Origin of the sequence: Vibrio plantisponsor (assembly GCF_013041605.1) — a bacterium.
Classification (GTDB): domain Bacteria; phylum Pseudomonadota; class Gammaproteobacteria; order Enterobacterales; family Vibrionaceae; genus Vibrio; species Vibrio plantisponsor.
In genome coordinates this window covers 243958-266571 of record NZ_JABEQC010000003.1, presented here as the reverse complement: position 1 = coordinate 266571, position 22614 = coordinate 243958, and the positions used below count along the sequence as shown (strand labels likewise).

Here is a 22614-nt window from a genome sequence, read left to right as displayed (position 1 = left end):
TTGAAATAAGAATAAGCACTTATATGTCACTGAATACCGACGAAACAACATGGCAAACATTTAAACGCTTGTGGACTTACATCCGCCTCTACAAAGCAGGGCTATTTGTCGCTGTCATTGCTTTAATTGTGAATGCCGTTTCTGACACCTACATGATTTCTCTACTGAAGCCTCTTCTTGATGAAGGTTTTGGTGACGTTGAATCTAATTTCTTACAAGTTATTCCGTTTATTATTCTTGGTGTAATGGCTGTTCGAGGCCTGAGTGGATTTGTTTCTTCCTACTGCCTAAGCTGGGTTTCCGGGAATGTGGTCATGCAAATGCGTCGCGCCATTTTCCACCATTTCATGCACATGCCAGTCACTTTCTTTGATAAAGAACCAACCGGTAGCTTATTGTCACGTATTACGTACGACTCTGAACAAGTTTCTGGCGCGACTAGCCGAGCTTTAGTGAGTATAGTACGTGAGGGTGCAAGCATTATCGGTTTGCTTACACTGATGTTCTGGAACAGCTGGCAGCTTTCGTTAGTACTGATCGTTGTTGCACCGATCGTTGCTTTGGGTATCCGTTTCGTTTCTAAGCGTTTCCGCAAAATTTCTAAAAATATGCAAACCACGATGGGTGATGTTACCTCGTCGGCCGAGCAGATGCTGAAAGGACATAAAGTCGTATTAAGCTACGGTGGTCAGGCTGTAGAGCGTGAACGATTTGATGAAGTAAGTAATCGTATGCGTCAGCAAACCATGAAGATGGTTGCGGCACAGTCGATCGCTGATCCTGTGATTCAAATGATTGCGTCGTTAGCGTTAGTGACGGTGTTACTGCTTGCCAGCAATGACAGCATTCGTGCTGAACTGACTCCGGGTACTTTTAGTGTGGTTTTCTCAGCAATGTTTGGTTTGATGCGTCCTTTAAAAGCGTTAACCAACGTGACATCAGAATTCCAACGCGGTATGGCAGCAAGTGCAACGCTATTCAACCTTATGGATCTAGAAACCGAGCGTGACAACGGTACTTTCGAAACGGACAAGGTTCGTGGTGAGATTGCAGTGAAAGATGTGACTTTCACCTATTCTGGTAAAGAAAAACCAGCGCTATCACACGTCAGTTTTGAGATCCCTCAGGGCAAAACGGTCGCTCTGGTGGGGCGTTCTGGTTCGGGTAAATCGACTATTGCAAACCTGTTTACACGTTTTTACGATGTGGACTCCGGTTCTATTGAGCTTGATGGCCACGATGTTCGTGACTTCAAACTAACGAACCTGCGTAAACACTTCGCTTTAGTGTCGCAGAACGTGCATTTATTCAATGACACCATTGCAAACAACATCGCTTATGCAGCAGAGGGTGAATACACTCGAGAGCAAATTGAAGAAGCTGCTCGTTTAGCTCATGCGATGGAATTTATTAATGGTATGCAGCATGGCCTAGATACCATTATTGGTGAGAACGGAACGAGCTTGTCTGGTGGTCAGCGTCAGCGTATTGCTATTGCGCGTGCACTGCTGCGTGATGCTCCAGTATTGATTTTGGATGAGGCAACATCAGCTTTGGATACCGAATCTGAGCGTGCTATTCAAGCTGCGTTAGATGAGCTGCAAAAGAACAAAACCGTACTGGTTATTGCACACAGACTTTCTACCATCGAACAAGCAGATGAAATATTGGTTGTGGATGAAGGTGAAATCATTGAACGCGGTAAACACGCTGAATTGATTGAAAAAGATGGTGCTTATGCACAGCTGCACCGAATTCAATTTGGTGAGTAGGTTCGAACTGTGATTGAAAAAATCTGGTTTCAAGGTCATCCAATTCGTTTTCTCTTATGGCCACTTTTGTGGCCATTAAGCCTTGTGTTTAAAGCAGTGAGCCACTCTCGCAGAAAGGCATTTCAATCCGGAAAGAAACAGAGCTACAAGGCACCAGTGCCTGTTGTTATCGTCGGTAATATTACTGCTGGTGGTAATGGCAAAACGCCTGTGGTTATCTGGTTAGTCGAAACGCTTCAACGGCTAGGTTATAAACCCGGCGTGGTTTCCCGAGGATATGGAGCGAAAGCGCCTTCTTATCCGCTGATGGTCTCAGATAACACATCGACAGCCCACTGTGGTGATGAACCCAAGCTTATTTATCAACGCACCAAAGCGCCTGTTGCGGTAGACCCCATTCGCTCTAATGCTGTGAAAGCACTGCTGAAAGAAAACATCGATATTATTATTACCGATGATGGCTTGCAGCATTACGCACTGGATCGTGATATTGAATTTGCCGTTGTTGATGGCGTGAGACGATTTGGCAATGAGCAGTTACTGCCTTTGGGCCCACTGCGTGAGCCTTTGTCACGTTTGAAAGAAGTGGATTTTACGATTACTAACGGCGGAACGCCTCTCGCGGGTGAAGTGGCTATGACACTGCAACCTGACTTGGCGGTAAATATGGTCACGGGAGAAAGAGTGCCTGTAGACACGTTGTCAAACATCGTTGCTTGGGCAGGTATTGGGCATCCTCCACGCTTTTTTAATACTTTAAAAGAGCTCGGTGCTAAACCTGTAGTAGAACATGGATTCGCTGACCACCAAGACTTTGATTCCTCACAGTTGTTTGCATTAGCAACACGTGGGGATCATGTGGTTATGACAGAAAAAGACGCTGTAAAATGTGCTGCGTTTGCCAATGAGAACTGGTGGTATCTGCCAGTCTCAGCGCAGATCTCTCATCAAGATGAGCAGCATATTGTGGAAACTATTAAAGAGGTTATGGAACAGTATGGATCACCGTCTGCTTGAAATCGTTGCTTGTCCTTTATGTAAAGGCAAGCTGACTTACGATAAAGATAAACAAGAACTCATTTGTAAATTTGACCGTCTTGCTTATCCAATCAAAGAGGGCATTCCTGTTCTCCTTGAACCGGAAGCGCGTACTATGTCAATGGACGAGGGACGATAATGTCATTTACCGTTGTTATTCCTGCTCGTTATCAGTCGACACGTTTACCGGGTAAACCGCTCGCGGATATTGGTGGTAAACCTATGATCCAATGGGTTTATGAGCAGTCTCTTTTGGCGGGTGCTGAAAGAGTGATTATCGCAACTGACGATGCTCGTGTTGAACAGGCGGTTAAAGCGTTTGGCGGTACTGTGTGTATGACTTCTCCAGACCATCAGTCAGGCACTGAGCGTTTGGCAGAAGTGGTGGCATTAATGGGCATTGAAGATGACCACATCATAGTCAATGTGCAAGGTGATGAACCCTTGATTCCACCCGCTATTGTTCGTCAGGTTGCGGATAATTTGGCGGCGAGCAACGCTCCTATGGCAACACTGGCGGTTGAAATTGATCACGAAAGTGAAGTGTTCAACCCCAATGCAGTGAAAGTGGTGACAGATAAAGACGGTTACGCACTTTACTTCAGCCGTGCAACGATTCCATGGGATCGTGATAACTTTGCTTCGCAAGACAAAACCATAGTGCAACCTTTAATGCGCCACATTGGTATCTACGCTTATCGTGCTGGTTTCATTAATACCTATATCAACTGGCAGCCTAGCCAGCTTGAGAAAATTGAATGTTTAGAGCAGCTACGTGTGCTTTGGTATGGTGAAAAAATTCACGTCGCAGTCGCGCTGGAAGCGCCTCCTGCGGGTGTCGATACTCCTGAAGATTTGGAGTTAGTACGCAGTATTGTGGCGAAGCAGTCGTAAGCGAAAAGCAGTCAGAATAAGAAAAGCCCCAGATGAGAGTCTGGGGCTTTGTTCGTTATATAGAACTATTTACTTTTACAACTACTTACTTTTTACAACTAATTGTTAGGTTAGATGTTTTAGTTGTCGCAACGATAATCACTAATCGTGATCACCTTTTTTAGGACAGGTTGCGAGGATTTCTCTTCTTCCAGTGTCTTTTACCTCCTCTAATTTGACTTCAAAACCCCATAGGCGATGCATGTGTTTTAGTACCTCCTCGTAGCTTGGGTCTAAAGGAATTCGGTCGTGGGGGACATACTGTAATGTGATAGAACGGTCTCCACGAACGTCGACGCTGAATACTTGGATGTTCGGTTCCAAGTTACTCAGATTGTATTGAGCAGCGAGCTTCTCTCGTATCTGTTGATAGCCGCTGTCATTGTGGATGGCGGTGACTTCAATGAAGTTCTTCCTGTCGTCGTCGGTAATGGCGAACAGTTTGAAATCACGGATAAGTTTTGGCGACAAATATTGGCTGATAAAGCTTTCATCTTTGAAGTTGTGCATAGCGAAATGTACCGCTTCTAACCAGTCTGAGCCTGCCAGTTCAGGGAACCATTCGTAGTCTTCATCGGTTGGGTTTTCACAAATGCGCTTAATATCGGTAAACATGGCAAACCCTAGCGCGTAAGGGTTGATACCGCTAAAATAACGACTGTTATATGGCGGTTGAGCCACAACGCTGGTGTGGCTGTGCAGAAATTCTAGGATAAACTTGTCTGACACTAATCCTTCGTCATACAGGTGATTCAAAATTGTGTAGTGCCAAAACGTAGCCCAGCCTTCATTCATTACCTGGGTTTGTTTTTGCGGATAGAAATACTGACTAATTTTACGCACGATACGGACGATTTCACGCTGCCAAGGTTCAAGTAATGGTGCGTGCTTTTCGATGAAATAGAGAATGTTCTCTTGTGGTTCACTCGGGAAACGCGGTTGGTTATCTTCCGCTCTCGCTTTCTGTGGAACGGTGCGCCAAAGGGCATTCACCTGAGACTGCAAATACTCTTCACGTTCTTCTTGGCGCGCTTTCTCTTCAGCGATGGAAATTTTCTCTGGGCGTTTGTATCTGTCGACTCCGTAATTCATTAAGGCATGGCATGAGTCTAATAGGCGTTCTACCTGATCAACACCATATTTCTCTTCACATCCGGCAATGTAATTTTTAGCAAACAGCAGGTAGTCAATAATTGAACTTGCATCGGTCCATGTTTGGAATAGGTAGTTTCCTTTAAAGAAAGAGTTATGTCCGTAACAGGCGTGAGCCATTACTAACGCTTGCATGGTTACGGTGTTTTCTTCCATCAGGTAGGCTATACAAGGGTCGGAGTTGATGACGATCTCATACGCGAGCCCCATCTGCCCATGCTTATAGTTTTGTTCGGTATGGATAAACTTCTTACCAAATGACCAGTGGTTGTAATTAATAGGCATACCAATACTGGAATAGGCATCCATCATTTGTTCAGAAGTGATGACTTCAATTTGGTTCTCATAGGTATCCAGTTTATAAAACTCAGCGACACGTTTTATCTCTGTGTGGTACTCCTCAAGGATGTCAAAGGTCCAATCCGGCCCATCAGGCAGAACTTTCGATTTGGTTGCGCGTTTCTTCGGCGCAGCATTTGACTTATTTTTTGTAGCATTGGTTGTCATACGCGCTCCCCCCTATGCGTTTTCCTTCTGGAATAGTTCCCTAAAGACAGGGAAGATATCCTCCACACTGCGAATATTCTTCATAGCAAAATTACCAAAGGCTGGCTGCAGTTTTTCATACTCGTGCCATAAGGTTTGATGTGACCGACGGGTAATCTCGATATAGGCATAGTACTGACAGTAAGGTAGCAGTTGTTTGGTGAGCAACTCTTTACAACGTGGCGAATCATCCGCCCAGTTATCACCATCGGAAGCTTGCGCACCGTAGATATTCCATTCGCCAAGCGGATATCGTTCTTCAATGATCTCATGCATCAGCTTAAGTGCACTGGAAACGATGGTGCCGCCAGTTTCTTGGGAATAGAAGAATTCTTGTTCATCCACCTCTTTTGCTTGAGTATGGTGACGAATGAACACTACTTCGACGTTTTTGTATGTTCGAGTCAGGAACAGATAGAGCAAGACGTAAAAGCGTTTCGCAATGTCTTTGGTGGCTTGGTCCATAGAGCCAGAGACGTCCATCAAACAGAACATCACCGCTTGGCTAGATGGGATAGGGCGCTTTTCATAATTTTTGAAACGCAAATCGAAGGTATCAATAAAAGGCACGCTTTCAATTTTGGCGCGCAGTTCTTCAATCTCTTGTTTAATGCGTTTTTCTTCCAGAAGTTGAGCTGGTTCAGCGGCTTTAATACGCTCTAACTCATCTTCCAGTTCTTTCATTAAACGACGTTTATTGGCGGTCATCGCCGTGCGGCGTGCCAATGATTGTTGTAACGAGCGAACAATAGCAATGTTAGAAGCTGAACCCGCAGTCTGGTACCCCGCGCGATGGGTTTTCCACTCCGTTATCTTATTGATTTGGTTTTTTTCGAGATTGGGCAGTTCGAGGTCTTCGAACAGAATATCCAAATATTCGTCTTTGGAAATCTGGAATACAAATTCGTCCTCGCCTTCACCGTCTTGGCTGGCTTCACCTTCACCAGAACCGCCGCCTTGACCGCCTCCGCGAGGGCGTTCTATCTTGTCACCGCGTATGAATTGGTCATTGCCTGGGTGAACACGCTCACGCATACCTCCCTGACCTTGATGAAACACAGGCTCTTTGATGTCCTTATTTGGAATAGAGACATCTTCACCAGTTTCTGTGTTCGTGATTGAACGGCGGTTTACCGCATCGGAAACCGACTCTTTAATTTGTTCTTTATAACGGCGTAAAAAGCGTTGGCGATTTACCGCGCTTTTGTTCTTACCGTTTAATCGTCTATCGATGAATTGCGGCATGAGTCTTCCCCCGTATACGTCACCTGAATAGCTCCCCCAACGAGGCATCCTGTCCTTGGATGCCTGCTTAGTTGGATTTCAGATATACCCGTTACAACAAGTTCTTTGGGTACAGACAGTGTTTAAGAAGATTTACGTACGCGTAAATACCACTCAGACAATAGTCTCACTTGTTTTTCGGTATAACCTTTCTCCATCATGCGAGCGACAAAGTTGTCGTGTTTTTTCTGATCCTCAGAAGAGGTTTTCGCATTAAAGGAGATAACAGGTAGTAGTTCCTCAGTATTCGAGAACATTTTCTTCTCGATAACGGTGCGCAATTTTTCGTAGCTGGTCCAAGCTGGGTTGTTACCATTATTATTCGCACGTGCACGTAATACGAAGTTGACGATTTCATTTCGGAAATCCTTCGGATTACTGATCCCAGCGGTTTTTTCGATTTTCTCCAATTCTCCGTTGAGTGAAGCTCGGTCAAACAGTTGTCCGGTTTCCGGATCGCGGTATTCCTGATCCTGAATCCAGAAATCCGCATAAGTGACGTAGCGGTCGAAAATGTTTTGACCGTACTCAGAGTAGGACTCTAAATATGCGGTTTGAATTTCTTTACCGATAAACTCGACATAACGCGGTACTAGGTAGCCTTTAACAAACTCTAGATAACGGTCAGCTGTTTCTTGTGGGAACTGCTCACGCTCTACTTGTTGTTCAATCACATAGAAGAGATGTACAGGGTTTGCTGACACTTCACTGTGGTCGAAGTTGAATACGCGAGAGAGAATCTTGAACGCAAAACGAGTGGAAAGCCCCGACATGCCTTCATCGACACCAGCGTAGTCACGATACTCTTGGTAGCTTTTCGCTTTTGGATCGGTGTCTTTGAGTGTCTCACCATCGTAAACCCGCATTTTCGAAAATAGCGATGAGTTTTCAGGAATTTTCAAACGCGAAAGTACGCTGAATTGAGCAAGCAGATCGAGAGTGCTTGGTGCGCATGGCGCGTTGGATAGCTCACTGTGCTCAAGCAGTTTTTGGTAAATTTTAACTTCTTCGGAAACACGCAGACAGTAAGGAACCTTAACTATGTAAACACGGTCTAGGAATGCCTCATTGTTTTTGTTGTTGCGGAAAGCCTGCCATTCAGATTCGTTAGAGTGGGCAAGTATCATTCCGTCAAACGGCAAGGCTGAAAGACCTTCTGTACCGTTATAGTTCCCTTCTTGTGTCGCGGTGAGTAGAGGGTGAAGCACTTTGATTGGCGCTTTAAACATCTCTACGAACTCCATTAAACCTTGGTTCGCGCGGCACAATGCGCCTGAATAGCTATAAGCATCAGGATCGTCTTGAGAGAAGTGTTCTAACTGACGAATATCGACTTTACCTACCAGTGAAGAAATATCTTGGTTGTTTTCATCACCCGGTTCGGTTTTCGCTATCGCGATTTGATCCAAGATGGAAGGGCGTACTTTCACCACTTTAAACTTGGTAATATCACCACCAAACTCGTGTAATCGCTTGGCTGCCCAAGGTGACATGATGGATTTGATATAGCGTTTTTCAATACCGTACTCTTGCTTTAAAAGTTCTCCATCTTCGTTGACATCAAACAAACAGAATGGATGATCGTTCACTGGACTGCGTTTGCCATTTGCCGAAAGGACATAAATAGGCATCTGTTGCATCAGTGCTTTTAGTTTTTCAGCAAGAGAAGACTTACCACCACCCACAGGGCCGAGTAAGTAAAGAATTTGTTTACGTTCTTCTAAGCCTTGAGCGGCGTGTTTTAAGTAAGAAACGATTTGCTCTATGGCTTCTTCCATGCCGTAGAAATCTTGGAAAGTTTTGTATCTGGAGATAACTCGGTTTGAAAAAATACGGCTTAAGCGAGGGTGTTTTGAAGTATCTACCATCTCGGGTTCGCCGATGGCGAGCAACAGGCGTTCGGCCGCATTTGCGTATGCGCTTTTATCTTCTTTACATAGATTTAAGAACTCTTGAATCGTTAGCTCTTCATCCTTGGCTGCTTCATAGCGTGCCTGAAAGTGGTCAAAAATACTCATAGTAAGTCCCCTCTAAAAATGTCACACAGACATACAACCGCTTTAAAACATAAATCCCTAACAATTTAAGACTAGTTTGCTATTCGCGATTTTGCTTAGAGATTATGCATTTATTTAAAATTAGTGATGATAAAAAGAAATTTCGAATTTGATATTTGCAGAAGAAAAGTTTTGTGCTTGTCGTGTCAAATGTGGTTAATGAATGAGAGCTTTAAAAGGTTTTAAAGGCTAAAAATCACAATAGTTCTCATCTTTATTGTCAATGGGTGCATAGGTTCGTATGATGTGGCTCAATGGATTGCATACCAATGGACATAACTATCACTATGAATAAGTTCTACTTTTCTGCGTTTGTTGCTCTCTCTTTGACAATGGCACTTCCTGCTCAAGCGCAACCTGATCAATGGTCGTTAGGCGTCGCAGCGGCGTATTCACCAGCGGTTTATAAAGAAACGCCATCGAATCAAACGGTAATTCCTGTTATCGGTTATGAAGGTGAGCACCTGTTTCTGCGTGGCTTCAGTGCGGGCTACCGAGTTCTGCCGATGAGTTCTCCGCAAAACTTCGTTTTCAGACTGATGTATGATCCGAGAACTCTCAAACCGGGAGACTCAGATAACGCGCAAATTCAAATGTTGGACAAGCGTTCTTCGACAATTTTAGGTGGTGTTAGCTACCAGTTGAGAACTCCGGTAGGTTTGCTTGAAACCTCTGCTGCGACAGACATCGGTGATACACATAATGGTTTATATGCAGAAGTAGCGTTGCGTTTCCCGTTGCGTTTTAGTAACTGGGGAGTAACGCCGGGTATTGGTTATTCATACAACTCAGATAAGTTAAATAACCATCTCTATGGTGTTTCTAGTGAAGAAGCGGCGCGTAGCGGATTGCCTGAATTTGAAGCGAAGTGGGACGGCCAGTACTTTATTGGAGCGTCAGCCTACTGGAATATCATTGATACCGTGAGAGTGACTGGCAACGTTCGTTATACGAATCTGGAAGGCGATATAGAAAAAAGTCCAATCATAGAAAGTGGAATTAGTACTACCGTTTCTTTTGGTATTGCTTACCTGTTCTAAGCCCGACTTGTAACTTGTAGATATAAGTAAGGCGGACTCTGTCCGCCTTACTGCATTATAAACTGGTATTTTTAACGATGGTTAGCTCTCAACTATGCGTTGAAGATCTGACGCAATTCATTTGCAGACAAATGGTATTGACGAGGGCAATGACGCCATGTCGCCAGCATACGACGATATTTGTCAGCCATTGGCATCTGACTGTTGAAATGGTGGTCGCCTTTGTCAAATTGAGGGTAAAGACCTTCAGAGTCGACTAGGAAGCGCACGTAGTTGACCAACTGACCTTCTGTTGCAATATCGTAGCCTAAGAAGTTCAAACGACGCACATCAACGTCTTTTCTCGCCTCTTCACTAAGCATTTTGTGTGATTCTTGCATTGCGTGATACATCTCCATGATGTCGATAACTTCGCGACATTGTGCATCACTTAAACAGCCAAACTCTTTATTCAATTCACACATTTGGAGTTCATAACCGCGTTCAACAATGGTTTGCATACGCTTGTATTTTGCTGAGTTTGAAGGGTCAAGCTGAGACATTAAGAAGTATTGGTTTGAAAGAATAAGACGTTGAGCGTTAGTCATTTCCATAGCTGGCCTCACTAAAAATTGATTATTTTTTTGCTGAGGTTAGGTTAACAGTAATGCATTAATCTGAAACATGATCTCAACACTGTTTTAATAGAGATAGTACATAAAATATGCAGAGGTGGGACTATTTTTTGTGATGATGATGGTAGATATAGTCTCGGTCAGAGAACACGCGTAGCCATTCTGGCTTAAAGACGGAAAGTATCGCCAAAGCCATGCCGTTGAGAAGCCCTTCTGGGAAGGCGAGTAGAGGCACAAAGATAAGATAGTTGTCCAGTATGGTTTTCCAGTCGTGGTTACCCAGATTGAGCTGATAACCGGCATTGATAGCTAGGTGCAGACTTCCAGTCAAACCGCCGTTGAAAAATCCTGCGACAAAAATGAATACAAAAATATTGCGTGGTAGATAGTGATAGCTTAATGAGAAGACAGCATAAGAGATCAGAATCGGAACCAAGCTGGAAAGCAATAAAAACTCAGGCAGAGCAAATAGCGTCAGTTTCCCTACGATGACCAGAGCAAAACTGACCGGAATGGTTAGGATGAAAGCGCTTCTCCAACCAAACATCATGGTCAGTGTTGTGAGTGCTAAAAAATGGATTTGAAGCCCTTCCTTGACACTGGCTTGCGCAGACCAAAGTAACACAAGGGCAAACATCACCGCATAGGTCAGGTGCTGAAAGGATTTTTCAGTTTTAAACTTTGGCAGGAAAGCGTGTTGAACATCTTTGAGCGAGATGACGAAAAAGATAACCACTATAGCCAGTGCGACCAGTTCTTGTAACTGCAAAATAATCCCTCAGTGTTAAGTTCATCCTGTAGAGCATTTTATGGAATTTAGAACAGATATAAAAATGCCAACCTATTGAGGTTGGCATTTTTCACGATTAGTCATCGAGTTTGAATCAGTATTTTACGTTTGAGTGATATTGCTCAAGAATAGATACGATTCTATCCATAGTTTCCTTGCTAGGAGGTTCTACACCTTCAAGCGGGTACTCTTCTCCCATCGCTTCCCATTTATGGGCACCAAGTTTGTGATATGGAAGCAGCTCTATCTTCTCAATGTTGTCCATATCTTTAATGAACTCACCCAGTTTATGAGCAGACTCATCATCATCGGTATACCCTGGAACAATCACGTAGCGTAACCAAGTTGGCTGGTTAATTTTGTGCAGGTACTGAGCAAAATCGAGAGTACGTTTGTTGGACACGCCCACTAAATCTTGGTGGATATCGTCGTTAATCTGTTTGATATCGAGCATCACAAGATCTGAGACTTCAAGAACTTCATCGATCACAGGCGTAAACTTACGGATATAACCGTTAGTGTCTAAGCAGGTATGGATACCTTCAGCTTTCGCTGCGCGGAAGAAGTCTCTCACAAATTCTGGCTGAAGCATGGCTTCGCCGCCAGAGCAGGTAACACCACCGCCAGAGGCATTCATAAAGTGACGGTAAGACTTGGCTTCGTTGATGATCTCTTCAACGCTAACCACTTTGCCTTCGTGTGTGTCCCAAGTGTCACGGTTGTGACAATACTTACAACGGAATAAGCAACCCTGAAGAAAAACGATGAAGCGAATTCCTGGGCCATCAACCGTACCGCAAGATTCGAATGAGTGAATTCGACCAGAAGTAGACATGTGCTGCTCTCGATTGTGTAATTTAGTCGTCATTTTATTACAAATAGTAAGGATTAAATAGGTTTTCCTTCTCCCATTCAGGGTTGTAATAAATAGTTTAAAAAAAAATCGAAATTGCTGAAGATGGGTGTTATAAAAAAGATATTAGTGACAAAAATGTAAATGAAACATTACGACACTTTAGCCCGTAGTATCTTGAAGTCTAAAGTCACAGGATGGTGACAAGGAAGATTAGCATGGATGTACTGAAATTATCTCAGAAGCAAAAAATCACACTTTTTATTATTGTTCTTTGTATTGGCTTCGTTAGCCTCGGTCTTTACACCGCAATGAGCCTATCCGGTATGGGCTCTCAATATAAGCAGAGTTCGGACATTACGTCTGGAGCATTGGCCATGCACTCAACTCAAGCCGATCTTCTAGCTTTGGCCTCCGAAAAAGAAAGTCTTACCGCAGATCAGGTTTCTCAAGCAAAGGAAAAGTTAAAAAGCTTGATGGAACATGTGCAAGCAGACATTACTTTTCTCCAGCAGTTGAATTTCAGCGAAGAGTCTCAGCAGCTGTTACAAGTTACCTCACAGTTTGAACAGTCACTCTTACCCTGGATGGAGCTCAAATCTGAATTGGGTTTCAACGTCGAAGAGGGCAAACTGGGTGAGCTAAAGAATTTGGCGGCAACCATAGAAGCGAAAATTGCGGAAACGGGTATGGTCACCATCAACTCTGATTTCCAAGCCGTTGTCAAAGCACAACAAAACTATCTGCTTCAGCCAAGCGAACAAAACCTAAAACTATTTAATCGCGCAATGGCGGGCTTTATCAACATGTCGAAAAGCTACTCAATGCTCTCTCTTTATGAAAAAGAAGTGGCACAGTTTAAAGAGACTTTTCTGCGTGTCAGTGAGCTTTCGCAATTAGTTAACGACCAGCAAGCGCAATTGATGGCCAGTGAATCTCAAGCGAAAAGTTTAATTGAAAGTTTATCCAAACAGATTGAGAGCCTTAGCGAAACCTATCAGCAACAAGCAGAAAAAGCTGGCGTACAAACTCAATGGTCTGTGCTGGTGGCCTGTGCTGTTTTGGCGGTAATAACCATTTCTATTTTTGTCATGTTAAGCATCTCTTTAACTCGTTCACTATCACAAACCAAAGCGGTGATGGAGCGTTTATCACAAGGTGATTTGTCACAGCGTATGCCTATATCGAATAACCCTAATGATGAGTTTAACCAATTGGCTGTCGCGATTAACCAGAGTTGCAAACACTTAGGGGAGTTGGTCAAAGCTGTTCAGCAGCGAAGTGAAGCGTTATCAGGAGATGCTGCACAACTAAACTCTGGCATTGACGACCTTGTGAACGGGCAGTCTGATGTTTTAGGGCAAACTCAGCTATTGGCTTCAGCCACAGAAGAAGTCAGCGTTACTACTCATGAAGTGTCTAATTCTCTGGCGTTTGTTTCTGATGTGAGCAAGTCATCGACAGAGGCGGCGCAAAATGGTGCGAAAGTTATCGCCGCCGCCATTGGTTCATTAGAGGATGTCGGCAAAATTCTAAGTTCCGCGACGACCAATATTCAGCAACTGGAAGAAGCTTCGACCAAAGTTGACTCAGTGATGGACATTATTAACAGCATTGCTGAGCAGACTAACTTGCTAGCGCTAAATGCCGCTATTGAAGCTGCGCGAGCAGGGGAGCAAGGACGTGGTTTCGCGGTTGTGGCAGATGAAGTTCGAAACTTGGCTGTTCGTACCGTGAATGCAGTTGCGGAAATCTCAGGCACTATCGAAACGATGAAGAAAGAGAGTGCGGAGGTGATTCAGAAATTTGGTCAATCTGGCCAAACGATGCAGATTGGTCAAGAGCGAGGCCATGAAGCGATGGAAGCTCTGGCTCAGATCACCAATAAAGCGGGAGAAGCGGCGCACCAGACGGAAATTATTGTTAGCTCTATCAAAGAGTTGGCCACCACCAGTCAATCGATGGCCGATAATATGACGCAAATTTCTGTGGCAATGAAAGAGTTGGAAGATAACAACGAGCAACTGCGTTCAATCAGTCGCGTCGTTGACCAACGCTCTTCAGAGCTAAACTCCGATTGCCAACGCTTTAATATCTAACCCATAAATGCGTTTAGAAAAACGCATAGAAGGATACGCCGCCAGTACCGTGCAGAGATTTCTTATCTTGTTTATATTCAGAGGTATTGGCGGTTGTCGTAAAAGTAAAACCAAAATGACGGCTGTACCAAGCAGCACCCGCTACAGCGGTTGCTTGCCAAGGTTCTAACGTCACTTCGTAATAACTGGCAGGATGTTCCAAGCCATTTAATGGTCTATTTCCTTCAATCGTAATGTCGTTAAAGCGATAACGCCCTTCAATACCGCCAAACAGAAACCATCCATAGTCAGACGCGCCAATCATTCCCGCTTTAAATGGGTTTTCTACCGATATCTGTGCACTACCAAAGTTACCAGCCAGATCTTGTCCCCAACGTACCATAAATCCGGTTGCGGCATCGCTACGGTAGTTGCCGACATTGATTTCTGAAACGTTCGATATTTCAAAGTCAGTGCTTAAAGTGAAGCGTCGACGAATTAAGTTGAAGTGTGAAAGATAGCCGACACTGCCTACGACTTTGTCTTCAACCTGATATGCCCAGCCGTTTGGATCGTCAGATTTTGTAATGGAATGGACGATGCGTTGAGCTTCTTCAGAAAGAGAACTCTCGCCTGTTGTTCCTATTAGAAGATTAAAACGCTGCGCTTGTTGTGGGTGCAAACTGATGTAGCTGAATTCACCGTGTAATAAGCCAGCATAAGGACGTTCATTCGGTTGCGGAGTCTCAAGCGTGATGTCTGAAGGTGTCCACATTTTATGGCCAACACTGATTTCCCACTTATCTAAACTTGCTGCTCCCCAAGCAGAAAGGCTAAGTGGTTTCGACCACCAATTTGGACGAACAGCACCTGACGTGTAAGAGAGGAAAAGACCACTGGTGTAGTCTTGGTCTATCCCGTAAATACCATCGTTATCAATGTTGAGAGTGACAGTCGACGTTTGAGCAGCAAGAGCGGAAAAACTGCATGTTAATAAAAGGAAAAAGCGGGATGCGGACATTTGATACAGCTCGAATACAACAGAGTAGTGAGTTTAACTGATTGAGAAGGCTAAGACGAGTAATGATAAACGGTGAATTTAAATATTTGAGTTTCACTAAGCATTGTTAACGCTTTGATAAATTTACTGAATAAATAAAAAAAGCCCCCGCAAAAGCGAGGGCTTGTAGCTCATTATTTAAGCGAAGTCTTACATTGACTCAGTAAATGTACGAGCGATAACGTCAGCTTGTTGTTCAGCAGTCAGAGAGTTGAAACGAACAGCGTAACCAGATACACGGATAGTTAGCTGAGGGTATTTCTCTGGGTGTTTAACAGCGTCTAGTAGAGTGTCGCGGTTAAGCACGTTAACGTTTAGGTGTTGACCACCTTCTAGTTTGCCAGCTTCGTGGTGGAAGTAACCATCCATTAGACCTGCTAGGTTAGCACGTTGGCTTGCTTCTTCTTTACCTAATGCGTTAGGAACGATAGAGAAGGTGTAAGAGATACCATCTTGAGCGTCAGCAAACGGTAGTTTCGCTACTGAAGTCAATGATGCTACTGCACCTTTCTCGTCACGACCGTGCATTGGGTTTGCACCTGGTGCAAATGGAGTACCAGCACGACGACCGTCAGGAGTATTACCAGTCTTCTTACCGTATACCACGTTTGAAGTGATAGTAAGGATAGACTGAGTAGGAATCGCATTACGGTAAGTCTTAAGCTCACGGATCTTGTTCATGAATACAGATACAAGTTCACAAGCGATGTCATCTACACGTGGGTCGTTGTTACCGAATTTAGGGTAATCGCCTTCGATTTCGAAGTCGATTGCTAGACCATCTTCGTCACGAATTGGTTTAACTTTCGCGTATTTGATTGCAGATAGTGAGTCAGCTGCAACAGACAGACCTGCGATACCACATGCCATAGTACGGATAACGTCACGGTCGTGTAGAGCCATTAGAGACGCTTCGTAGCTGTACTTGTCGTGCATGAAGTGGATAGCGTTTAGTGCAGTCACATACTGCTTAGCTAGCCAATCCATGAAGTGGTCCATTTTTTCCCAAAGTTCGTTGTAATCTAGGTATTCACCAGAGATCTTGTCCATTTTTGGACCAACTTGGATTTTCAGTTTCTCATCGATACCGCCGTTGATGGTGTAAAGCATCGTTTTAGCAAGGTTCGCACGAGCACCGAAGAACTGCATTTGTTTACCAACAACCATTGGTGATACACAACATGCAATTGCGTAGTCGTCAGAGTTCATGTCTGGACGCATTAGGTCGTCGTTTTCGTACTGGATAGAAGAAGTATCGATAGATACTTTTGCACAGAAACGTTTGAAACCGTCTGGTAGCGCTTCAGACCAAAGAACAGTGATGTTTGGCTCTGGAGAAGGACCCATAGTGTATAGGCTGTTTAGGAAACGGAAGTTAGAACGCGTTACTAGCGTACGACCGTCAAGACCCATACCACCCATTGATTCTGTTGCCCAGATTGGGTCGCCAGAGAATAGCTCATCGTACTCAGGAGTACGTAGGAAACGAACCATACGTAGTTTCATTACGAAGTGGTCGATCATTTCTTGAGCTTGAGCTTCAGTGATCTTACCTGCAGCGATATCACGCTCGATGTACACGTCTAGGAACGTAGAAGTACGGCCTAGAGACATTGCAGCACCGTTTTGAGACTTAACAGCAGCTAGGTAGCCGAAGTAAGTCCATTGGATAGCTTCTTGAGCAGTTTCAGCTGGACGAGAAATATCGAAACCGTATTTCGCAGCCATTTTCTTGATTTGACCTAGAGCGCGGTGTTGCTCAGCAATTTCTTCACGAAGTTGCATAGTCATGTGAAGGTCTTCACCATTCTCAAAACGCTCTTGTAGAGACGTGAATTGAGCTAGTTTGTCCTTCATTAGGAAGTCGATACCGTATAGTGCAACACGACGGTAGTCACCGATGATACGACCACGGCCGTATGCGTCAGGAAGACCAGTTAGTACACCAGACTTACGACATGCAAGGATGTCTGGAGTGTAGATATCGAAAACACCAGCGTTGTGAGTTTTACGGTATTCTGTGTAGATTTTAGAAACCATAGGATCAAGTTCACGATCGTATGCTTTGCATGAACCTTCAACCATACGGATACCACCGTTAGGGATGATTGCACGCTTAAGTGGAGCGTCAGTTTGAAGACCAACGATAGTTTCTAGATCTTTTTCGATGTAGCCTGCATCGTGAGCAGTGATGGTAGAGATAACAGAAGTGTCGAAATCTACAGGAGCGTGAGTAGAGTTCTCCTGTTTGATGCCTTCCATTACTTTAGCCCAAAGCGTTTTAGTCGCTTCAGTTCCTTCAGAAACTAGGAAAGATTCGTCACCCTCGTACGGAGTGTAGTTCTTTTGAATGAAATCACGAACGTTTACTTCATTTTGCCACTCACCTGCAGCAAAACCTTCCCAAGCTTTAGCAAATTGCTCTGCCATGACATACCTACCTTTTTAGTAGAAAAAACACGTACTGTTTCGCCGTTGAGCCAGCTATCTCTTCAGTCAAAGAGAGGCAGTACACTCTATTTAATAACAATATGTATAGTTCATAATCTCAGATTAATACTATAGATATTGTTACTTGTTCTTACAGTGAAATGTCCGTTTGATGAAATTACATTACACTAAAAAAAATTTGCAAAACTTAAACTAAATCAATAAAAGTTGAATAAAACAAAAATAAGTTGAAAAAGATAATCAAATAATAAAAAGAGGGTAGCGTCTTGCGCTACCCGTCTAATCTTGAAACTTTATCTTATAGCCAAGCTTTTAGACCATATTGAGCTTCTAGCATACCAACAGCCAGCATAGCAACAAGACAGATAATAAACACGGTTACAGGGATAACAATTTTATCCATGAATGACAAGCGTGAAGCACGTTCTTTGTCACCAATTAAACCGTTGTTGTCTAGGAACATGGTTAGTGCCCAAGCTAATACTGGGTTTGCAACGATAGATGCAAAGATACAGATACCAGCAGCTTGTGAGTCTTTCGTATCGCGAACCATTTGCATACCAGCTTCTAGTAGAGGTAGAGATACACCTACTAGTAGCGCAACACGCATAACAGGTGGCCATACTGCAACGTCCATTGGGAAACCAAGTATCGCAACTGTCATTACGATCAGACCAAGCAGAATTGAACCCGCTGGGATTGGACGCTTAGCGATAGCCGCAGGGATCATGTATGTACCCCAAGATGACGTGATGTTACCACCACCTACTGCTGTACCAACCATCTGGCGGAATGAACACATAGTCATAGTGTCATCAACGTCCATTAGTACTTTTTCAGAACCTTTAGGGTAGTTCATCTCTTGGAAGATACGGTGACCAAGGAAGTCTGGAGACCACATTGCTACTGCAAGAATCGCGAATGGCAGAGATGCAATGAAGTGTTCCATATTAGGAAGACCTAGCATCCAACCTTCTTCTGTGCTGCCCCACCAGTAAACTGGGTTCAGGTTTGGAAGACCCATGTGAGTTTCGAATTTAATGTCGAAACCAGCACCAAGAGCTAGAGCGATCGCAAGACCAGAGAATGCACACACTGGGATAGCAAGCCAACGCTTGTTCACTTTAGCTAGGTAAGCATAAATCGCTACGTTGATACCAAGTACGATAATACCCACATAACCCATGCTGCCCGCAGCTACGTCTGCCGATTGCAAACCGACAGCCCAAGCCTGTATGGAGTTAATCTGGCTAATTGTGCCCGTCAAACCAAGGAATATGAGCAAACCACCGGCTGTGCCTTCAGAAGTGAGGTTAACAAGCTTAGAGCCGCCTTTGAAGAAGCTAAGTAGCAGACCAAAGACACCAATAAGCAGTGCTAATGCAAGAGGGTGAGCACCAGCTAGCGCGATAGTACCGATAAGTGGAATCATCGGACCGTGGTTACCTGCTAAGTTTGCTTTCGGGTTAAAGATACCAGAAGCAAGCACACAGAATAATAAAGCAGGAATCAACATTTCCACACGAGCGACTTCGATAGCGAACTCTTTCGTTAGATGAACGTGATCCCAAGCTTGTGTCAGACCTTCTGCCCAAGACATCATAACAGCGGAGTACATCGAGATGATGCCGATAGTACCAGCTAGAGCAGGAACGAAATCTTCAAGTTCAAAACGGAAATCGCGACCTGGTAAGTTTAAACCATAGCGGCGAGGCTTCATGATTTGTAGTTCATGATCTAAGTAATCTGAACGGCTGTCGAACTCAGACGCTGGACGATGAAGCTCACTGTAGCTCTTAGTCTCGATATCTGAATCAGAATGCGCTTTATTCACTGCTTCTGACATAGATTCCTCATTTTATAAAGTTATTAATTCTGAATTGAATTCTGCTTAAATGTCCGCAATAGCGAAAGTTTCGGCTGAATATGTAACACGTTTCTGTTGTGCTTTATAGCATAGCCAACGAAATTAATAATGGGCTTTAGAATCGCCTTATAATTGGTGGCGAGTTTAACGTGCTAACCCTTTATAGTGATTGATCTTGATCACTTTAGTTTGGGAAATGAAAGAAAACTACATCGTTATAATAAAATCAGGCAGATAGTGGTTTTTATGGTTGAAATTAATTTTCAAAGTGTGATGTTTATTACCCCTTTTGAACTTGCCAAAACGTGGAAACCTATGCGTAGTGGTTATGTTTCAAAGTTTGCTATAAGTCTTGCTTTTGGCATTTTTGTTAAATTGGTGTAGCTGTGTCAGACAGGTGTAGAGTGTTTGAATATGCGAGCTTTGAAGAAGAAATAGCCATTTTATGAATTAATACTCACATAAAATAATTAAATATTTCATTTTTGCAGGTTAATAATTTGTTGCATGTTATGGCGCTGAGTGATACTTTGTAGCGAAATTGAGCTGGAATGCTCTGCAGTGTCATAAAATACAGGGAGTTAAAGCGCATGAATGAAGTACCAGCGCTCGATATAAAACAACTGCACAAAACATTTGGCCAGAATGAAGTTCTGAAAGGCATTTCACTTCAAGCCCATAAAGGCGATGTTATCTCTATTATCGGCTCATCCGGTTCTGGTAAAAGTACTTTCCTTCGTTGCATCAATTTGCTCGAAACACCGACAGATGGTGAAATCTGGGTGAATGGTGAGTTGATTCAAATGAAAAAGAATCGTCAAGGTATCTCTCTTCCTGCCAATGAAAAACAGGTGCAGCGTATCCGTTCGCGCTTAGCAATGGTTTTTCAAGGATTCAATCTCTGGTCACACATGACAGTGCTGGAAAACGTGATTGAAGCACCTGTCCACGTTCTTGGTGTTCCTAAAGCTCAAGCAATTGAAAATGCAGAACTACTATTAAAGAAAGTGGGTCTTTACGAGCGTAAAGATTACTACCCGGGTCACCTTTCCGGCGGTCAGCAACAACGTGCTGCAATTGCAAGAGCACTCGCTGTTGAACCAGAAGTATTGCTATTTGATGAGCCAACTTCAGCTCTTGACCCTGAGTTAGTGGGAGAAGTGTTGGGAGTTATGCGTTCGCTAGCTGAAGAAGGGCGAACCATGTTAGTGGTTACTCATGAAATGGCGTTTGCTCGTGACGTTTCTAACCACGTTTTGTTTTTGCATCAAGGATTGGTGGAAGAACAGGGCGATCCTAAAAAGCTGTTTAGCAATCCGGATTCAGAGCGTCTTAAGCAGTTTATCTCTTCAATTTATTAAAATATTTCAGCCCTTTGTTTTACTTAAGACGGGCTGAGAAAACTAAAGTAAAAATAAAACACAACAATCACAGGAGTATGGAAATGAAAAAGTGGTTATTAGTTGCGGCAATAGCTGCTACAGCTGCGACCGGTGTTGCCCAAGCGAAAGAGTGGAAAACTGTACGCTTTGGTATTGAAGGTGCTTACCCTCCGTTTAGCTGGACAGAATCAGATGGTTCTCTGAAAGGCTTTGACGTTGATATGGCAAACGCGCTTTGTGAAGAGATGGCAGTAAAATGCCAAATCGTTGCTCAAGACTGGGATGGTATTATTCCTTCTCTACTTGCTCGTAAATACGACGCGATCATTGCTGCGATGTCTATTACTGAAGAGCGCAAGAAGAAAGTTGATTTCACCAACAAATACGCACTGATCCCAAACAAATTTATCGCTAAAAAAGGCGCTGGTTTAGATTTCTCTAAAGAAGGCCTTAAAGGCGTTAAAATTGGTGTACAACGTGCGACAACTCACGACAAGTACCTAACAGACAACTATGGTGATTCTGTAGAAATCGTTCGTTACGGTTCATTCGATGAAGCTTACCTTGACCTTGCAAATGGCCGTATTGCTTCTGTTCTAGGTGATGCGTCTGCTCTAGAAGATGGCGTACTAAACAAACCAGGTGGTGAAGGCTATGAGTTCGTTGGTCCTTCATTGACTGATCCTAAATGGTTCGGTGACGGTTTTGGCATTGCAGTTCGTAAACAAGATAAAGACCTGACTGAAAAGCTAAATGGCGCTATCAGTTCACTTCGTGAAAAAGGCGTTTATCAACAAATCGCGGCTAAATACTTCAAGTACGACGTATACGGCGATTAATAAGCCTCAAATGTCTCTGTTGTGTTGAACAACAGAGACGAAACAATAATAAAGGCATTCTTGGCTGTTGGTTCCTAGTTCGTAGCAGTACCCAGCAGCCAAGCTTTAAGGACTAGGAAGTTTTTATGCTGGATCTACAGGGATATGAAGCCTCTATAGCAAAAGGGGCAGTACTCACCATTGAAGTTGCCATACTTTCACTTTTATTAGCTGTTGTGCTTGGCATGTTAGGCGCACTGGCAAAATTGTCTCCTTATGCATGGGCTAAGGGCATAGCAACGCTCTATACCACCATTATTCGCGGCATTCCGGATCTTGTTCTGATGATGCTGATTTTCTTCGGTGGTCAAATCTTACTGAACAACAGTCTTTACTCAATCAATGAAACTTTGAACGACTGGCTCGGCACTGCGGAGGAATGGGTTCAGTATGTGCCTGATTACATCGATGTAAGCCCGTTTATTGCTGGTGTATTGACGATCGGATTTATCTTTGGTGCTTACATGGCTGAAACCTTCCGCGGCGCAATCATGGCGGTGGATAAAGGCGAAATGGAAGCAGCCAAAGCTTATGGCATGAGCGCTGTATTGTCGTTCAGACGCATACTTCTGCCGCAAATGATTCGTCATGCGCTACCGGGGTTTGGTAACAACTGGCTGGTTCTACTGAAAACAACGGCTCTGGTTTCTATCATCGGTTTAGAAGACATGGTTCGTATGAGTTCACTGGCCGCAGGTTCAACGAAAATGCCATTTACCTTCTACATGACGGTTGCGGTCATATTCCTTCTGTTTACCAGCATTTCGACTGGCCTGCTTAAGCTAGTTGAGCGCAAATTTAGCATTCATACGAGGTAAA

18 protein-coding genes are annotated in these 22614 nt (G+C 43.8%); 9 read left to right on the top strand and 9 right to left on the bottom strand.

The features are described 5' to 3' along the window. Window positions 1-23 precede the first annotated feature (23 nt). From msbA to kdsB, 4 genes are read left to right on the top strand one after another with little or no spacing between them, the layout of a single operon-like run. Window positions 24-1772 carry a lipid A ABC transporter ATP-binding protein/permease MsbA gene (gene msbA / locus HKI82_RS06645; RefSeq protein ID WP_102940706.1) on the top strand — a complete coding sequence of 583 codons (1749 nt, stop codon included), beginning with the start codon at window positions 24-26 and terminating at the stop codon, window positions 1770-1772. Window positions 1773-1781: 9 nt separating this feature from the next. Then, the gene (lpxK, locus tag HKI82_RS06640; protein WP_171137543.1) at window positions 1782-2789 is read left to right on the top strand and encodes a tetraacyldisaccharide 4'-kinase; all 1008 of its coding nucleotides are present in this window, start codon (window positions 1782-1784) and stop codon (window positions 2787-2789) included. Beyond that, entirely contained in the window at window positions 2770-2949 is a 180-nt protein-coding gene (locus tag HKI82_RS06635) for a Trm112 family protein (protein WP_102940655.1), read from the top strand. The genes lpxK and HKI82_RS06635 overlap by 20 nt, the downstream gene beginning before the upstream one ends. Further along, a complete protein-coding gene (gene kdsB, locus HKI82_RS06630) occupies window positions 2949-3704 on the top strand; it encodes a 3-deoxy-manno-octulosonate cytidylyltransferase (protein WP_171137542.1) in 756 nt (251 codons plus the stop codon). Before HKI82_RS06635 ends, kdsB begins: the two co-directional genes overlap by 1 nt. A 141-nt stretch (window positions 3705-3845) precedes the next feature. Here kdsB and HKI82_RS06625 read toward each other — a convergent pair whose 3' ends face one another. The 3 genes from HKI82_RS06625 to HKI82_RS06615 all read right to left on the bottom strand — a co-directional run bounded on the left by HKI82_RS06625 (window position 3846) and on the right by HKI82_RS06615 (window position 8743). Further along, a complete protein-coding gene (locus HKI82_RS06625; protein ID WP_171137541.1) occupies window positions 3846-5402 on the bottom strand; it encodes a SpoVR family protein in 1557 nt (518 codons plus the stop codon). 12 nt (window positions 5403-5414) lie between these two features. After that, on the bottom strand, window positions 5415-6686 hold the full coding sequence (locus HKI82_RS06620; protein ID WP_171137540.1) for a YeaH/YhbH family protein: 1272 nt from the start codon (window positions 6684-6686) through the stop codon (window positions 5415-5417). Between the two features lie 122 nt (window positions 6687-6808). Further along, entirely contained in the window at window positions 6809-8743 is a 1935-nt protein-coding gene (locus tag HKI82_RS06615) for a PrkA family serine protein kinase (protein WP_102940651.1), read from the bottom strand. 308 nt (window positions 8744-9051) lie between these two features. Here HKI82_RS06615 and HKI82_RS06610 point away from each other — a divergent pair, with 308 nt between their 5' ends. Further along, window positions 9052-9822: a MipA/OmpV family protein gene (locus HKI82_RS06610; protein WP_390631924.1), complete on the top strand. Its 771-nt coding sequence runs from the start codon at window positions 9052-9054 to the stop codon at window positions 9820-9822. A gap of 92 nt (window positions 9823-9914) precedes the next feature. Here HKI82_RS06610 and HKI82_RS06605 read toward each other — a convergent pair whose 3' ends face one another. From HKI82_RS06605 to pflA, 3 genes are all read right to left on the bottom strand, one after another. After that, window positions 9915-10415, bottom strand: coding sequence for a YfbU family protein (locus HKI82_RS06605; protein ID WP_102940650.1), 501 nt, complete (start codon window positions 10413-10415; stop codon window positions 9915-9917). A 124-nt stretch (window positions 10416-10539) separates the two neighbouring features. Then, window positions 10540-11181 (bottom strand): energy-coupling factor ABC transporter permease, encoded by a 642-nt coding sequence (locus HKI82_RS06600; RefSeq protein WP_390632445.1) that lies wholly within the window; start codon window positions 11179-11181, stop codon window positions 10540-10542. A 139-nt stretch (window positions 11182-11320) separates the two neighbouring features. Beyond that, the gene (pflA, locus tag HKI82_RS06595) at window positions 11321-12061 is read right to left on the bottom strand and encodes a pyruvate formate lyase 1-activating protein (RefSeq protein WP_102940704.1); all 741 of its coding nucleotides are present in this window, start codon (window positions 12059-12061) and stop codon (window positions 11321-11323) included. 236 nt (window positions 12062-12297) lie between these two features. Here pflA and HKI82_RS06590 point away from each other — a divergent pair, with 236 nt between their 5' ends. Next, the gene (locus tag HKI82_RS06590; RefSeq protein ID WP_102940648.1) at window positions 12298-14178 is read left to right on the top strand and encodes a methyl-accepting chemotaxis protein; all 1881 of its coding nucleotides are present in this window, start codon (window positions 12298-12300) and stop codon (window positions 14176-14178) included. 13 nt (window positions 14179-14191) lie between these two features. On the opposite strand, the gene HKI82_RS06585 is transcribed toward HKI82_RS06590, so the two are convergent. The 3 genes from HKI82_RS06585 to HKI82_RS06575 form a co-directional block, all read right to left on the bottom strand. Next, window positions 14192-15178 (bottom strand): lipid A deacylase LpxR family protein, encoded by a 987-nt coding sequence (locus HKI82_RS06585; protein WP_102940647.1) that lies wholly within the window; start codon window positions 15176-15178, stop codon window positions 14192-14194. Between the two features lie 189 nt (window positions 15179-15367). Then, the gene (gene pflB / locus HKI82_RS06580) at window positions 15368-17647 is read right to left on the bottom strand and encodes a formate C-acetyltransferase (RefSeq protein ID WP_102940646.1); all 2280 of its coding nucleotides are present in this window, start codon (window positions 17645-17647) and stop codon (window positions 15368-15370) included. Window positions 17648-17966: 319 nt separating this feature from the next. Continuing rightward, window positions 17967-19514: a DUF3360 family protein gene (locus tag HKI82_RS06575; RefSeq protein WP_171137538.1), complete on the bottom strand. Its 1548-nt coding sequence runs from the start codon at window positions 19512-19514 to the stop codon at window positions 17967-17969. 611 nt (window positions 19515-20125) lie between these two features. Between HKI82_RS06575 and HKI82_RS06570 the strand changes: the two genes are divergently transcribed. The 3 genes from HKI82_RS06570 to HKI82_RS06560 all read left to right on the top strand — a co-directional run bounded on the left by HKI82_RS06570 (window position 20126) and on the right by HKI82_RS06560 (window position 22613). Beyond that, window positions 20126-20896, top strand: coding sequence for an ABC transporter ATP-binding protein (locus HKI82_RS06570; protein WP_102940644.1), 771 nt, complete (start codon window positions 20126-20128; stop codon window positions 20894-20896). 83 nt (window positions 20897-20979) lie between these two features. After that, on the top strand, window positions 20980-21756 hold the full coding sequence (locus HKI82_RS06565; protein WP_102940643.1) for an ABC transporter substrate-binding protein: 777 nt from the start codon (window positions 20980-20982) through the stop codon (window positions 21754-21756). A gap of 125 nt (window positions 21757-21881) precedes the next feature. Then, window positions 21882-22613 (top strand): ABC transporter permease, encoded by a 732-nt coding sequence (locus HKI82_RS06560; RefSeq protein WP_171137537.1) that lies wholly within the window; start codon window positions 21882-21884, stop codon window positions 22611-22613. Window position 22614 lies beyond the last annotated feature (1 nt).

Coding starts and splice junctions, on each gene's coding strand:
- msbA (WP_102940706.1), top strand. CDS start 24: ATGTCACTGAATACCGACGAAACAACATGGCAAACATTTAAACGCTTG.
- HKI82_RS06635 (WP_102940655.1), top strand. CDS start 2,770: ATGGATCACCGTCTGCTTGAAATCGTTGCTTGTCCTTTATGTAAAGGC.
- kdsB (WP_171137542.1), top strand. CDS start 2,949: ATGTCATTTACCGTTGTTATTCCTGCTCGTTATCAGTCGACACGTTTA.
- HKI82_RS06625 (WP_171137541.1), bottom strand. CDS start 5,402: ATGACAACCAATGCTACAAAAAATAAGTCAAATGCTGCGCCGAAGAAA.
- HKI82_RS06620 (WP_171137540.1), bottom strand. CDS start 6,686: ATGCCGCAATTCATCGATAGACGATTAAACGGTAAGAACAAAAGCGCG.
- HKI82_RS06615 (WP_102940651.1), bottom strand. CDS start 8,743: ATGAGTATTTTTGACCACTTTCAGGCACGCTATGAAGCAGCCAAGGAT.
- HKI82_RS06610 (WP_390631924.1), top strand. CDS start 9,052: ATGGACATAACTATCACTATGAATAAGTTCTACTTTTCTGCGTTTGTT.
- HKI82_RS06605 (WP_102940650.1), bottom strand. CDS start 10,415: ATGGAAATGACTAACGCTCAACGTCTTATTCTTTCAAACCAATACTTC.
- pflA (WP_102940704.1), bottom strand. CDS start 12,061: ATGTCTACTTCTGGTCGAATTCACTCATTCGAATCTTGCGGTACGGTT.
- HKI82_RS06590 (WP_102940648.1), top strand. CDS start 12,298: ATGGATGTACTGAAATTATCTCAGAAGCAAAAAATCACACTTTTTATT.
- HKI82_RS06585 (WP_102940647.1), bottom strand. CDS start 15,178: ATGTCCGCATCCCGCTTTTTCCTTTTATTAACATGCAGTTTTTCCGCT.
- pflB (WP_102940646.1), bottom strand. CDS start 17,647: ATGGCAGAGCAATTTGCTAAAGCTTGGGAAGGTTTTGCTGCAGGTGAG.
- HKI82_RS06575 (WP_171137538.1), bottom strand. CDS start 19,514: ATGTCAGAAGCAGTGAATAAAGCGCATTCTGATTCAGATATCGAGACT.
- HKI82_RS06570 (WP_102940644.1), top strand. CDS start 20,126: ATGAATGAAGTACCAGCGCTCGATATAAAACAACTGCACAAAACATTT.
- HKI82_RS06565 (WP_102940643.1), top strand. CDS start 20,980: ATGAAAAAGTGGTTATTAGTTGCGGCAATAGCTGCTACAGCTGCGACC.
- HKI82_RS06560 (WP_171137537.1), top strand. CDS start 21,882: ATGCTGGATCTACAGGGATATGAAGCCTCTATAGCAAAAGGGGCAGTA.